The sequence below is a fragment of the Marinobacter sp. L-46 genome, assembly GCF_056859535.1.
The window spans coordinates 1-13,578 of record NZ_JBSXOP010000066.1 but is presented as its reverse complement, the minus strand read 5'-3'; the positions used below and the strand labels follow the sequence as shown (position 1 = coordinate 13,578).

At 57.5% G+C, this 13,578-nt stretch carries 10 protein-coding genes and 4 pseudogenes; 6 read left to right on the top strand and 8 right to left on the bottom strand.

The features are described 5' to 3' along the window. The 4 genes and pseudogenes from AC13DJ_RS10405 to AC13DJ_RS10390 all read left to right on the top strand — a co-directional run. Positions 1-141, top strand: a pseudogene (locus AC13DJ_RS10405) (cation transporter); the annotation flags it as partial. A gap of 68 nt (positions 142-209) precedes the next feature. After that, on the top strand, positions 210-1,502 hold the full coding sequence (locus AC13DJ_RS10400) for a TolC family protein (RefSeq protein WP_474541169.1): 1,293 nt from the start codon (positions 210-212) through the stop codon (positions 1,500-1,502). 17 nt (positions 1,503-1,519) lie between these two features. Further along, on the top strand, positions 1,520-2,473 hold the full coding sequence (locus AC13DJ_RS10395; RefSeq protein ID WP_482932977.1) for an efflux RND transporter periplasmic adaptor subunit: 954 nt from the start codon (positions 1,520-1,522) through the stop codon (positions 2,471-2,473). Positions 2,474-2,485: 12 nt separating this feature from the next. Continuing rightward, the gene (locus AC13DJ_RS10390; RefSeq protein ID WP_482932976.1) at positions 2,486-5,599 is read left to right on the top strand and encodes an efflux RND transporter permease subunit; all 3,114 of its coding nucleotides are present in this window, start codon (positions 2,486-2,488) and stop codon (positions 5,597-5,599) included. Positions 5,600-5,758: 159 nt separating this feature from the next. On the opposite strand, the pseudogene lspA reads toward AC13DJ_RS10390, so the two are convergent. The 4 genes and pseudogenes from lspA to AC13DJ_RS10370 all read right to left on the bottom strand — a co-directional run bounded on the left by lspA (position 5,759) and on the right by AC13DJ_RS10370 (position 7,645). After that, a pseudogene (gene lspA, locus AC13DJ_RS10385) lies at positions 5,759-6,268 on the bottom strand (signal peptidase II). Between the two features lie 3 nt (positions 6,269-6,271). Next, a pseudogene (locus AC13DJ_RS10380) lies at positions 6,272-6,700 on the bottom strand (cation efflux transmembrane domain-containing protein); the annotation flags it as partial. 116 nt (positions 6,701-6,816) lie between these two features. After that, positions 6,817-6,966 (bottom strand): hypothetical protein, encoded by a 150-nt coding sequence (locus AC13DJ_RS10375; RefSeq protein WP_482932975.1) that lies wholly within the window; start codon positions 6,964-6,966, stop codon positions 6,817-6,819. Positions 6,967-7,264: 298 nt separating this feature from the next. Beyond that, complete coding sequence (locus AC13DJ_RS10370; protein ID WP_482932974.1) at positions 7,265-7,645, bottom strand: hypothetical protein; 381 nt, start codon at positions 7,643-7,645, stop codon at positions 7,265-7,267. 345 nt (positions 7,646-7,990) lie between these two features. On the opposite strand from AC13DJ_RS10370, the gene AC13DJ_RS10365 reads away from it, so the two are divergent. Together AC13DJ_RS10365 and AC13DJ_RS10360 are read left to right on the top strand one after the other, a co-directional pair. Next, positions 7,991-9,820, top strand: coding sequence for a copper resistance system multicopper oxidase (locus AC13DJ_RS10365; protein WP_482932973.1), 1,830 nt, complete (start codon positions 7,991-7,993; stop codon positions 9,818-9,820). Positions 9,821-9,840: 20 nt separating this feature from the next. Further along, a complete protein-coding gene (locus tag AC13DJ_RS10360; RefSeq protein WP_482932972.1) occupies positions 9,841-10,605 on the top strand; it encodes a copper resistance protein B in 765 nt (254 codons plus the stop codon). Between the two features lie 156 nt (positions 10,606-10,761). Here AC13DJ_RS10360 and AC13DJ_RS10355 read toward each other — a convergent pair whose 3' ends face one another. From AC13DJ_RS10355 to AC13DJ_RS10340, 4 genes and pseudogenes are all read right to left on the bottom strand, one after another. Then, positions 10,762-11,235: a hypothetical protein gene (locus AC13DJ_RS10355; protein ID WP_117618270.1), complete on the bottom strand. Its 474-nt coding sequence runs from the start codon at positions 11,233-11,235 to the stop codon at positions 10,762-10,764. Between the two features lie 118 nt (positions 11,236-11,353). Further along, on the bottom strand, positions 11,354-11,599 hold the full coding sequence (locus AC13DJ_RS10350) for a DUF805 domain-containing protein (RefSeq protein WP_341582671.1): 246 nt from the start codon (positions 11,597-11,599) through the stop codon (positions 11,354-11,356). A gap of 12 nt (positions 11,600-11,611) precedes the next feature. Further along, entirely contained in the window at positions 11,612-12,967 is a 1,356-nt protein-coding gene (locus AC13DJ_RS10345; protein WP_075267639.1) for an APC family permease, read from the bottom strand. Positions 12,968-12,978: 11 nt separating this feature from the next. Then, positions 12,979-13,337, bottom strand: a pseudogene (locus AC13DJ_RS10340) (hypothetical protein). Positions 13,338-13,578 lie beyond the last annotated feature (241 nt).

Below are 13,578 nucleotides of genomic sequence, written 5' to 3'. Positions count from 1 at the left end.
CAGGAAACCGTCGCTGCAAATCCGGAGACCATCAAGGCCGCCGAGTTTTCGGCAGCTTCTGCTAAGCAAGAATCCGGGACCCTGCGCTGGTTGCTCGGCATCAATGCACTTCTGTTCGTGGTGGAAATGACTGCCGGTCTGTCTCACTCTCATGCAAAGGTAAGATCAACCATTTAATCCGCTTACCCGACTTTCGTAGGAGTAGTTTCATGCTTTTTGGAATGCACATAAAAAATGGGCGGCGGGTAATACCGAGTCAATTTTTTAACACCTTGCTGTGTCTTCTCGTGCTAACCCTGAAGGGCACTGTTGCGTACGCCGAGCAGGCACCTCTCACTCTTGCCAATGCCCTCTCGCGGGCCATGGCGCAGAACCCCACCCTGCAGGTTTTCGATTTTCGCCTTCAGGGCCTTGAAGGCCGTCGTTTCTCGGCGGATCAAAATCCCGCCCTGGAAGCCGGCCTGGAGGTGGAAAACGTCCTCGGCAGCGGCAACCGCCAGGGGAGCGACGCGGCAGAGTACACACTGTCCTTGTCATCGGTTCTCGAACTTGGCGGCAAGCGTCAGGCCCGCGTCAGCGTCGTCGACTCACGATACGGTCTGGTCGAGGCCGAGCGCCGGGCCGAAACCCTGGATGTGCTGGGACAGGTGGCCCAGCGCTTTGTCGCCACCCTGGCGCTGCAGGAAAAACTCGAACTGGCCGCTGAAGCTGTGGCGCTGGCCGAGGCCACCCACGAGATCGTCACCCGTCGCGCCGACAGGGGCGCGGCGCCCCAGGCCGAAGTCATGCGGGCCAAGGCTGCGCTCACCCGGAGTCGTATCGAGCAGTCCCGCGCGCTAAGCGAATACGAGAGCCGGAAGATAGCCCTGGCTTCGCTCTGGGGTGATACCCGCTTGGACTTCCAGAGTCTGGAGGGCGACCTGTTCCAGTTCGGTTCCTCCGACAGTTTCGAGATCCTGTACCAGCGCGTCAGTGAGAGCCCTGCCATTCAAATCTATGCCAGCGAGCGGCGCGTTCGTGAGGCTGAAGTCCAATTGTCGCGGAGTCAGTCCGAGAGCGACATCCGTTGGCAGGTCGGCATCCGGCGTTTCGAGGAGACGGATGATACCGCCTTGACCGCTGGGCTATCGGTACCGCTCTTTTCCGGACGGCGCAATCGCGGCGAAGTGCAAGCCGCCCTGGCGGCGCGGGATGAAGTCCAGTACCGCAGGGAGGACACCCTGCTTCGCCTCCACTCGCGCCTGTTCGAGGCTTACCGACAGCGGCAGCAAAACATCGAGGCTGTAGAGCAAATCCGCGGCCAAATGCTTCCCGATCTGAGCGATGCACTCAGCCAGACCCGCGAGGCCTACCAGAAAGGTCGCTACAGCTATGTGGAGTGGACCGCCGCGCAGCGGGAATTGCTCTCCGCCCGGCAAGCGCTGGTCGATGCCGCCACTATGGCGCTGCTCAACCAGGCGCTGATCGAACAACTGACGGCTCAGCCTCTGGCCGGCCGCTGAACTACAGGATTACTACCATGAAAGTCGTTAATTATTTACTCATATTCGCCAGTGTATATGTGCTGACGATCGGACCAACTCATGCCGCGGAAGATGATCACAGCGATGATTCGCATGCGCATGATCACGTCAACGAAGCGCGCGAGGATCACGAGGAGTCGGAGAGCACTCACGCGGAAATCTCTGCCGGGATGGCGGAGCAAGCCGGTATCCGAAGCAAGGCCTCAGGCGCCGGCATCCTGGAGCGCACCATCAGCAGTTATGGCCGCCTTGTTCCCAATCCCGACGGAATTGCCCTGATCAGGGCGCGCTTCCCAGGTCAGGTTACGAAAATCAATGCCAGTCTCGGTGACTCGGTCAAGGCTGGCGACCCACTGGCCAGCATCGAATCCAATGACAGTCTCCAACCCTACACCTTGCGTGCGCCTTTTGCCGGTACCGTTATCCAGCGCAATATCAACGTCGGCGAGCTGGCCGGGGAACAAGCACTGTTCACCATCGCCAAGCTCGACCCGCTATGGGTGGAATTGAAAATCTTCCCAGGGCAGCGCCGCGAGATCGCGCCCGGACAGCTGGTGCGAATTGACGCAGGAGATGCACAGTACGATTCCAGGATCGATCATATCGTGCCCCAGAACAGCGACTCGCCCTACGTCATTGCCCGCGCGGAAATTGCCAACACAGAGGATCTGCTTTCTCCGGGCCGGCTGGTTTCGGCGAGCATCGTGGTAGAGCGTATCGAAGTGCCGCTGGTGATAGAAAATCGGGCCCTGCAGTTGCTCGACGAATCCCAGGTCGTGTTTGTGCAAGAAGGCAATAGCTTTGAGCCCCGGCCTGTCGAGTTGGGCCGCACGGATGGCCAGTTCACCGAAATACTTTCTGGCCTGAAGCCCGGCGAACGCTACGTTGTGGAGAACAGCTATCTCATCAAGGCTGATATCGAAAAATCCAGCGTGTCAGACGACGATTAACAGGAGGCCACTATGATCGACGCTATCGTGCGCCTCTCTGTAGAACGGCGCTATCTCATGCTTTCGCTGATTCTGGTGCTGATCGGTGTCGGTGTCTGGAGTTTCCAGCGCCTGCCCATCGACGCGGTACCTGATATCACCAATGTCCAGGTGCAGATCAACACCGAGGCACCCGGTTATTCACCCCTGGAGACAGAGCAGCGCATCACGTTCCCGGTGGAGACGGCGCTGTACGGCCTGCCCAGCCTGTCCTACACCCGATCCCTGTCTCGTTACGGCCTGTCCCAGGTGACCGTGGTGTTCGAAGAAGGCACGGACATCTATTTCGCCCGCAACTTGATCAACGAGCGCCTTGGCGCCATCAAAAGCGTCCTACCGCCTGGGCTGGAGCCGGAGATGGGCCCCATCGCCACCGGGTTGGGCGAGATTTTCATGTACACCGTGGATGCGGCGCCCGGCGCCACCCGGGAAAATGGTGAGCCCTGGGATGCCACTGCCCTGCGGGAAGTGCAGGACTGGATCATCAAACCTCAACTGGCCCAGGTGCCCGGGGTGATCGAAATCAATTCCATCGGCGGCTACGACAAGCAGTATCACGTCACGCCCTCCCCGAAAAAATTGTTGGAGCTCGGCGTCAGCCTCGAGGACTTGGTGGCGGCACTGAGGGCCAACAACGCCAACCGTGGCGCTGGCTATATCGAACGCAATGGCCAGCAGCTGCTGGTGCGCTCCCCCGGCCAACTGAAGACCATCGGCGACATCGAACAAGTAGTGATCGCCAACCGCGATGGCGTGCCGGTCCGGGTAAAGGATGTCGCGGAAGTGGCCATTGGCAAGGAGCTGCGCACTGGGGCTGCCACCCGCGACGGCGTGGAAACGGTAATCGGCACCGCCATGATGTTGATAGGAGAAAATTCCCGTAGTGTCGCCCGGGCCGTTAGCGAGCGGCTGGAGGATATCCGCCCATCCCTGCCCGAGGGCATTCGCGTGGAAGCCGTCTATGACCGCACCACTCTAGTGGACAAGGCCATCGCCACGGTGGAGAAGAATCTGCTTGAGGGTGCGCTGCTGGTGATCGTGGTGCTGTTCCTGCTGCTGGGCAACCTGCGGGCCGCCCTTATTACCGCGGCGGTGATCCCCCTGTCGATGCTCGCCACCATCACTGGCATGGTGAGGACCGGCGTTTCCGCCAACCTGATGAGCCTGGGGGCACTCGACTTCGGGCTGATTGTCGATGGCGCGGTGATTATCGTGGAGAACTGCATCCGGCGCCTGGCCGGGTCTCAGCAGGTTACGGGTGCGCGCCTGCCGCTGAAGGAACGCCTGCAGGTCGTCTATGAAGCCACGACCGAGGTGATACGTCCGAGCCTGTTCGGGGTGGCGATCATTTCCGTAGTTTACATCCCCATCTTCTCCCTCACAGGGGTAGAGGGCAAGATGTTCCATCCCATGGCCGCCACCGTGGTCATGGCCCTGGTGTCAGCCATGGTGTTTTCGCTCACCATCGTCCCCGCCGCCGTTGCGGTGTTCCTCACAGGCAGGATCCGCGAAAAGGAAAGTGCCGCCATCAGTGCGGCCAAAGGGATCTATCGCCCGGCGCTGGAGCTGGCCCTGAAATTCCGCTGGTCGGTACTGGGGGCCGCCGGCGCCCTGCTGGCGGTCTGTATCTGGCTAGCAACCACCCTGGGGTCGGAATTCATCCCCCAGCTCAGCGAGGGTGATATGACTGTGCAAGCCCTGCGCATTCCCGGCACAGGTCTGGAGCAATCCATTGCGATGCAGAAACCTTTGGAGCGGCGCATCAAGGCCTTCCCCGAGGTAGACAAGGTATTCTCGCGAATCGGGACACCGGAGGTGGCCACCGACCCCATGCCACCGAATATCGCGGACAGTTTCGTGATTCTCAAGCCGCGCGAGCAATGGCCGAACCCGAACAAACCGCGGGATGAGCTGATTGCGGAGCTCCAGGCGGCCGTCGAGCAATTGCCCGGCAACAACTACGAGTTTACTCAGCCCATTGAAATGCGCTTCAACGAGCTGATCTCGGGCGTCCGGGCGGATCTCGGCATTAAAGTGTTCGGGGATGACCTGGATCAGTTGTTGACCGCGGCCAACGCCGTGCTCAAGGTGGTCGAGTCGGTGGACGGTGCCGCCGACGCCCGGGTGGAGCAGGTCACGGGGTTGCCCATGCTGTCGGTGCACCCCAAACGCATGGCGCTATCCCGCTACGGCCTGACCGTGGATGATCTTCAGGATCTGGTGGCAGCGGGAGTGGGTGGCGAAAATACCGGCCTGATCTACGAAGGGGATCGCCGTTTCCAGCTGGTAGTGCGCCTGCCCGAGGCCATCCGCCGGGACGTGGACAGCCTGGCGGATCTGCCGGTGCCCCTGCCGGGAGGCGGCTATGTGCCACTGTCAGAAGTGGCGGCGCTGGAGTTGGCTCCGGCCCCCAACCAGATCAGCCGGGAGAACGGCAAGCGACGGGTGGTGGTCACCGCCAATGTCCGGGATCGCGATCTGGGCGGTTTTGTGGAGGAGATCAAAGGAAGAGTTCGACAGGAAGTGGATCTGCCCGCCGGGTACTGGCTGGATTACGGCGGTACCTTCGAGCAACTGGAATCCGCCAGCCAGCGCCTTGCCATTGTCGTGCCCGTGACCCTGGCGATCATCATTGCCCTGCTGGTGATGGCATTCAGATCGCTGAAAGATGCGCTGATCATCTTCAGCGGCGTCCCCCTGGCCCTGACCGGTGGCGTGCTGCTACTGTGGCTGCGGGACATGCCGCTGTCGATCTCCGCCGGTGTGGGCTTTATAGCCCTGTCGGGGGTGGCGGTACTCAATGGTCTGGTGATGGTGGCGTTTATTCGGGATCTTTGGCACAACCAGGGTGATCTGGTTTCCGCCGTGGTGGAAGGTGCTCTTATTCGTTTGCGTCCGGTCCTGATGACCGCACTGGTCGCCAGTCTTGGCTTCGTGCCCATGGCCCTCAATACGGGTACCGGCGCTGAGGTTCAAAGGCCGCTGGCCACAGTGGTGATAGGCGGGATTATCTCATCGACGCTACTGACGCTGTTTGTACTGCCAATTCTGTACACATTGCTGCACCGCCAGGATGAAAAGGTGTAATTGCATCCGGGTAGCCCGCTCTTGGCCGCCATTTGGCCGGGAGCGGGTCGTTTTCGAGAAACAAGTTCGGCATTGATTGCCGGCCAGGAAATGCAGCCTTACCGACTGGCAAGCACGGTCAAACCGAGCGCATTTTTAAGGCTTTTTTCCGCTAAGGTTTCAGGAAGATCCATCCAACTCGGCATTGGGATTTTCTTTTCGCAGTAAGCCTACGAAAACGAGAAGCAATGCACCGAGGACAATTGCAATATCAGCCAGGTTGAAGGCCGGCCAATGCCAGTCTCACCAATAGAAATCAAAGGAATCCACAACATAGCCGCGAAAGACCCGGTCAATCAGGTTGCCCATGGCGCCACCGAGGATAAGACTGTAAGCGATGGCTTCTCCTTTATGACGATTTTCAAGGATCAGCTTGATCAGAAAAATCGAGACCACTACCGCGATCCCGATAAAAAAGTAGCGCTGCCAGCCTCCACCATTCGCAAAAAGACTGAATGCGGCACCGGTGTTCCATAGGTGCACCCAGTTAAAGAACGGGGTCACCGCGATTGACTCGCCATAAGCCATTGTTTGTTGAACCAGCCATTTTACAGTTTGGTCCGATGCTGCTATCAGGCCGGATATGGAAAACAGGACATACGGCGAGAGATTGTTGCCAATAAAGGGCATGCTTTAACCCTTGAGCGCCAGAATGCGCCTGGCACCGTTAAGCACGACGAGCCCAGCGATGCTACCGATAACCAGATCCGGATAATTGGAGCCGGTCCACGCGACCAGAACGCCGGCGGTAATGACCCCCAGGTTGATCACCACGTCGTTGGCCGAGAATATCCAGCTTGCCTTCATGTGCGCTCCGCCCTCCCGGTGTTTGGCTATCAGCAGCAGACAACTGGTATTGGCAATCAACGCGACGAATGCGATAGCCATCATCACCAGCGATTCAGGCTCACTACCGAATACAAAGCGTCTCACCACCTCTATGAGTACGCCAACAGCCAAGATCAGTTGCAGGACACCCGCAAGATGGGCAGCACGTAGCTGCATTTTCACGCTGTGACCAACCGCATAAAGGGCAAGCCCGTACACGGCCGCATCGGCAAACAATTAAAACGACAAAACGAAAGATCCGGACGCTGGCACAGCTGATTACATTCGTCATACAGAGGCTCTTCGAAAGGAATAAGGTGCGAAGCGTCGGCTTCGCACCTTCTGGTCAGTTAAAACTTATACCTGACGCGGCCGGCAACATGCACAATGTCCTTATCACTCTGGCCGTTTTGAAGCGCGCCTTCCTCAAGTGCATCCACTGCGGCTACTCCGAGAATCGACAGGTAAAGCGGGCTGCGCTTAAGTTTCAGTTGCTTCATTGTGATCCCTATTATTAGTCGTCTTATTAGTCGTCAGAAGAGCTCAGCAAACGGACCTAATGGCCGGTCATTCCGCCGTGTCGCATACAGCAGGGCAACCAACCTCCTGATTGCAGGCAGGCCGCGACCAATGAAACCTGAAACGAAGCTGAAAATCCAGAGGGCTTACGACTTATATCTTAGACAGGACTGGCAACATGTCGGAGACAAAGGAGTTAAGGCGGTTTCTGGTGACCGCCTGGACGGTCACCTTTACAACAGATCGAATATCAGCGCGAAGGATAAGGGCTTGATGACCTCAATGGCCGGATTTCTCCGCCCCTTTCGATTTCTCCGCCCCTTTCGATTTCATCGGCTGATCCTTCATCGACCCCTTCATTTCCTTCATTTCCTTCATCATTCCCATGCAGCCCTTCATGTCTCCATGCATCATCTGCATGTTTTCCTGCATGGTTTTCATATGGTCCTGCATCAGCTCCTGGCGCTTGGCAGGGTCCTGCTCCTGTTTGATCCGGCTCATCAGCGCCTGCATTTCTTCCATATTCTGCTGCATCGCCGCTGCTCTCTTCTGGTCCTGCTCATGATGCTTTGCATCGCGATGCTGATCGTGATCCGCCGCCAGGGCCGGCATGGAAAGCAGACCGGCAATGACAGTAGCAACAAGTGTCAGTCGTTTCATGGTGTTCTCCGTCCGTCGAGTAATTGGGAACTGCGATTGCGTCAGCAGGTGTCCCCCGCTGACCGGGCCAGATTCTGACCGTCTGCCTATAGGATAGTACAAGCTTCGGTCAAGGTGAAGCCAGCCAATACCAGGAGGGATCGGCCGGCTCGCCGGAACACTGCCAGGGGCCGGACCCCGTGCCCACGGCCGCGCCAGGCGATTCAGTCTCGTTTCAGCTACAGTGTGTAGGATAAAAACCGTAATGCGAAAGCGAGCGTGTGAGCACGCCCGCAGCGATTCAAGCAGTCATCAGTAGATTCACGCAGTCATTAATAAAAGTGCCATGAAAGACAGGAGCAGCGTATGAACGAGCAACATCCTGACACCGGATTATCCAGGCGGCGCCTGATCCAGGGGGCTGCCGCAATGGGCCTTCTCGCCGGTTTTGACAGCCTGATGCCGGCGTTTGCCAGGGGCAACCTGGACAACTCGAATGTTTATCATACCGTGCGTGACGGTGCCGATATCTATGATCTGACCATCGCACGAACGCCTCTCACGATCGGGTCCAAACTCTCGAAACAGCCTATTACCATCAATGGCACGCTGCCTGCGCCCCTGATTCGGCTCAAGCAGGGCCGCGAAGCGATCATGCGTGTAACCAACACCCTGGCCGAGGCAACGTCCATTCACTGGCACGGTCTGATACTGCCGTTTCGGATGGATGGTGTTCCGGGGGTCAGTTTTCCGGGCATCATGCCGGGCGAAACCTTCGAGTACCGTTTTCCGGTCGAGCAGCACGGCACCTACTGGTATCACAGCCACTCCGGGTTTCAGGAGCAGCTTGGCCACTATGGACCGATCATTATAGATCCGGCTGAGCCCGAGCCAGTCAGCTATGACCGCGAATACATTGTGGTTCTCTCCGACTGGACCTTCGATTCTCCCGCCGATGTCTTCCGCAACCTCAAAGTGTTTGAAGGCTATTACAACTACAACCAGCGCACCGTTGGCGACTTCTTCAAGGATGTCGAAACTATGGGTTGGGATGCCGCGTGGAGCAAAGCCGACATGTGGGGCAGAATGCGAATGAGCCCCCGGGATATCCTGGATGTAACCGGTTCTGAATACACCTACCTGATGAATGGATCGCCTTCCGCCAGCAACTGGACCGGGCTGTTCCGTCCCGGCGAGAAAATTCGCCTGAGATTCATCAACGCCTCGGCGATGACCTACTTTGATGTCCGTATCCCGGGACTTCCGATGACGGTTATTTCCGCCGACGGTCAGCCAGTGCAGCCGGTCGAGACCGATGAATTCCGCATTGGCGTGGCCGAAACCTACGACGTTATCGTGGAGCCAACGGACATGGCTCATACCGTGTTTGCACAGGCCCAGGACCGGTCCGGGTTCGTGCGCGGCACACTGGCTACCCGAAAGGGTCTGGAGGCCCAGGTGCCCCCCATGTACCCGCGCACTGAACGGGGCATGGCGGCCATGGGAATGGGCGCCATGGGCAAGAGTGGCGGCCAGGCAATGCACGACGGCATGGACATGGCCCACGGCGACATGGCCGGAGATTCAGGTGGCATGAATATGGACCATGGCCGGATGAACATGGACACCTCGCCTGACAAATCCAGCCTGAGCCCCGTTCCGACCGCGGGGCGCCCGGTATCCCATGGCCCGGACAATCACGGCCCCGGAGCAGCAATGGTGGCTTCCAGCCCCCAGTCACGGCTGGATGAGCCCGGCGTTGGCTTCGAAACCGTGGATCACAGGGTGCTGACCTACTCCCAGTTACGGAGTATTGATGGCTGGCCCGACAAGCGCCCGGCGGAACGGGAAGTGGAGCTCCACCTTACCGGCAATATGCAGCGTTACATGTGGTCGTTTGATGGCAGGAAATTTTCCGAGGTGGATGGCCCGGTCAAATTCTACCATGGTGAACGCCTTCGCCTGATCCTGGTCAACGATTCAATGATGGACCACCCCATTCATTTGCACGGCATGTGGATGGAGCTGGAAACCGGGGCGGGTGAGCATCGACCGCGCAAGCACACGATCTCTATCAAACCCGGTGAGCGGGTGTCTGCACTGATAACGGCGGACGCACCCGGCGACTGGGCGTTCCACTGCCACCTGCTCTACCACATGGACGCAGGTATGTTTCGTGTCGTGTCGGTCGTTTAACGGGATAGGGGATGATCACTATGATAAATCGCATAAAGCTGGTTGTGGGCGCGTCGGTCTTCACCATTGCCTCCGGGGCCGGTGCCGCGGGTACCGGAGTGCAGGCCGAGCCGGACTGGACACTACCTGTTCATGACAATGAGATATCTGGCCAGTTACTGTTTGACCGGATGGAATATCAGCGTGATGGCAACAACGAGATCGCGCTCTGGGATGCCCAGGCCTGGGTCGGCACAGACCGCAAGCGGCTCTGGATTGAAACAGAGGGTGAGACTAATCTGGCCACCGAGGGTGGCGACGTCGAAAACTTTGATACTCAGTACAGCTATCGCCTGGCCCCCTTCTGGGATATACAGGCAGGGCTGGGCGCTCAGGCAACCTTCGGCCCGGGCCAGAACAAAGAGCGTTATTCGGCACTTATCGGCCTGCAGGGCCTTGCTCCCTACTGGTTTGAGGTGGATACCAACCTCAGGGTTACTGAAGACGGCGACCTGTCGTATGATTTCGAGGCCGAATACGACTGGTTACTGACCCAAAGGCTCATTCTGCAAGGCCGGGGGGAAACCCTGGTGGCCTTCAGTGATGTCGAGGAATGGGGCGTCGGCAGCGGGATCAACAATATTGGTCTGGGACTCCGGTTGAGATACCAGTTTTCCCGGGAGTTCGCTCCTTACGTTGGTGTTTCCTATACACGCTACCTGGGCAACACAAAGGATCTCCGTGAACGGGAAGGCGAGGATGTCGAGTCCTCCAGTTTTGTGGTGGGTATCCGGTGGTGGTACTAAGGCGCCCGCGAGGCCCCTGCCAGCACCGGCAATAACCAGTAACAAGACGGCATTTTGCAGGAGGATTTCAGGAGGCAGGCCCATCGACCGGGCCTGCCTTAACCCTGAGCAAAACCACTGCAAGGAAGCGTCGGGGTTAACGACGCACAGCGGCCCCTACTCCAGCCCGTGATGCTTGCCTTCAAATAACTTGACGTTTCTGATGGTGCCCCCGTCATTTATAAGCTCATAACCACCATCACCGAGGGATTTGATTTTATTGCAGGAATAGTACCGCCCGTAGACAGTGGTACAGAATTTCCCGTCTTCAACCTGCCAGCTACCGAGATAGTGGGTGAGATTTCCCTGCTGTTCCCTGAACTTTGTCATGCCATAGATCGACCCATCGGGGTCGTAGTATTCGTGAAACGTGCGGGTGCGGAAATTATCCTGCGCATCCCGAAAGACCATTTGAACCGTGTTACCCACTAAAATATCTGCAACATCCTGACCTGAAAGGACTTCGCTCGCCTGTAGCAGTGGCGCTTTAAATACCATGAAAACCAACACCAGTTGTAAGATTTTCGTTCGCACTATCTGATCTCCCATCAATAAACTCGACAATTGTTCATCCGTTCCTGTCACTTCCATCAACGAACACTGAATTCAACCTGGAATATATCCCTTCCTGTCATTTTTTTCGATATCAAGCCTCCCCTTTTTAAGCACCTCTCGAAGAAATGAATTGCGAGCGACGGGAATCCGTTGCTCAGCTATCATCATGGTTTCCCGCTTTGCCTGCCGGCCAATCCGCGAATGCAATAAAATAGAGCAGAACAAGGTTGACGATGGGTATCAGTATCAGGATGCCCATCCAACCCGGATAGCCCGTGCGCTGGCAAATACGCCAGGCCGGGATGACGACTACGATGGCAATCACCAGCATCCACAGCCAGTGCCCGGCCCACATGGTGTTGCCAAACATGTTTTCCCCCATCGTGATACTGCCCTCCATGTTGAATTCCGATTACTGGTGACCGTGAGCATGGGATTCCTCGTGGCCGTTTTTTTCGGCGGCGGCAGCCCTTTTCAGGAAAAGCTGCCCGGATACCGCGATCACGATCATCGTGACAACCGCCACGCCAATGACAAACGGGTCGGTATTCAGTTTGACCCAGACAAAGCCGCCAAGCACGAGCAAATCCAGACCGATGGCCGTTGCCGGCACCCACGCCCTGGCCTTCACATCGTCGCGCAGGTAGCGAAGCACGCCCCAATGGATGGCAATGTCCATAACCAGGTAGAACACGATACCCAGGGCGGCAATCCGGGAGAGGTCAAAGAAGGCTGTCAGAGCCAGCCCCAGGACCACAGTGTAGACCAGCGTGTGCTTCTGGATGCTGCCCGGCATACCAAAATGACGGTGAGGGACCAGTTTCATTTCAGTCAGCATGGCAAGCATGCGCGAGACAGCAAAAATGCTGGCCAGAATGCCACCCGCGGTGGCCGTCATGGCAATGGCGACCGTGAACCAGAGGCCATAATCCCCCAGCGCCGGACGCGCGGCAGCCGCAAGGGAGTAATCCTGGGTCTTGATGATTTCCGCCAGGGACAGGTTGCTGGCCACGGCAAAACCGACCAGGGTGTAGATCACCACGCAGGCCGCGATGGAAATAATGATTGCTCGCCCCACATTCCGCTTAGGATCTATGACTTCGGAACCACTGTTAGTGATAGTGGTGAAGCCTTTGAAGGCAAGTATTCCAAGTGCCGTCGCACCCAGGAAATTGCCTGCGGTTCCGGCCTCGCCCGGGCTTGAGAAATCCACCGCCAGGCTGTCGGCAATCCAGACGCCCACCAGCCCGAAAACCAGTATACCGCCGATTTTCAGAAACCCGATAAAGGAAGCCACGCCCTGAATCATCCGGTTACCGAGCAGATTGGTCAGAAACGCCGCCAGGATCAGCGACACACCCAGAATGGACACCATGCGACCACTTTCATCACCACCGAACAGTTGCATGGTGTAGGAACCGAAAGTACGCGCGAGGAAGCTCTGGGCGATCACCATCGAGAAATACATCAGCAAGGCGTTGAACGCGGTCGGCAGCCGATTGCCATAGGCTTTGTAAAGGTACATGCCAATGCCCCCGGCTGACGGCCAGGCATTGGAAATCTTGACGTAGGAATAAGAACTGAAGCTGACGATCACCGCGGCCGCCAGAAACGCCAACGGGAAAAGAACCCCCGTCATCTGCGCCATTTGCCCGGTAAGGGCAAAGATACCGGCGCCGATCATGACGCCGGTACCCAGCATAACGGTTCCCGTGAGGGTGAGACTGCCTTCCTTGTAGCGAGTAGTTCTGTCCTGCTCCGTGCTCATCTAACCTCCAGCTATTTTCGTTTCATGGGCGGGATCTTTGAACAGCAAAACGGATCAAGTTTGGCATTGGCACGTACATTATCATCTGTAAACCGGTACCACGCCAGTTTCCGTTTAGTCCACCACCCCCCCCCTTCAACCGACCGCCATGTGCTTCAATCGCCTTCAGCAACTCATCGGTGGACCAATGGGTTCCATCGAAGGTGACGTCTAGCCGATTATTTGGCTTGCGTTCGGCAAAATCGACACAGGGGTGATGATTGAGTTCGTGAATAAAGTCAGACCATTCACTCTCTTCAAGACCTTCCACGGCAAGTTTCCGCCGCAGCAGGAACTGCTCCTGGTTCGATGCTTTATGTGCTTTAGTCATGACAGGCACCTCCTCGCCTATTCATTTCACACCAATAACAACATGCGGACCTGAACTGCGACTGAAAATCGACGAAGGCTGTCGAAAATTTGATGTGAATCATCGAGTAGGAGGGGGAGTTGCCTCCCCCGTCCTCTCACACCACCGGGCATACGGTTCCGTACCACGGCGGTTCATGATTGACTCTGAAACCGTGTCATCGTATCCAGCAAGCTTACCAGAGACAGGCGGTCGAAGACCT

What these genes read in the sequence shown, in the direction of transcription:
- AC13DJ_RS10395 (WP_482932977.1), top strand. Translation starts at nt 1,520, where the DNA reads ATGAAAGTCGTTAATTATTTACTCATATTCGCCAGTGTATATGTGCTG.
- AC13DJ_RS10360 (WP_482932972.1), top strand. Translation starts at nt 9,841, where the DNA reads ATGATAAATCGCATAAAGCTGGTTGTGGGCGCGTCGGTCTTCACCATT.
- AC13DJ_RS10375 (WP_482932975.1), bottom strand. Translation starts at nt 6,966, where the DNA reads ATGAAGCAACTGAAACTTAAGCGCAGCCCGCTTTACCTGTCGATTCTC.
- AC13DJ_RS10345 (WP_075267639.1), bottom strand. Translation starts at nt 12,967, where the DNA reads ATGAGCACGGAGCAGGACAGAACTACTCGCTACAAGGAAGGCAGTCTC.
- AC13DJ_RS10365 (WP_482932973.1), top strand. Translation starts at nt 7,991, where the DNA reads ATGAACGAGCAACATCCTGACACCGGATTATCCAGGCGGCGCCTGATC.
- AC13DJ_RS10390 (WP_482932976.1), top strand. Translation starts at nt 2,486, where the DNA reads ATGATCGACGCTATCGTGCGCCTCTCTGTAGAACGGCGCTATCTCATG.
- AC13DJ_RS10400 (WP_474541169.1), top strand. Translation starts at nt 210, where the DNA reads ATGCTTTTTGGAATGCACATAAAAAATGGGCGGCGGGTAATACCGAGT.
- AC13DJ_RS10355 (WP_117618270.1), bottom strand. Translation starts at nt 11,235, where the DNA reads ATGGAAGTGACAGGAACGGATGAACAATTGTCGAGTTTATTGATGGGA.
- AC13DJ_RS10370 (WP_482932974.1), bottom strand. Translation starts at nt 7,645, where the DNA reads ATGAAACGACTGACACTTGTTGCTACTGTCATTGCCGGTCTGCTTTCC.
- AC13DJ_RS10350 (WP_341582671.1), bottom strand. Translation starts at nt 11,599, where the DNA reads ATGGAGGGCAGTATCACGATGGGGGAAAACATGTTTGGCAACACCATG.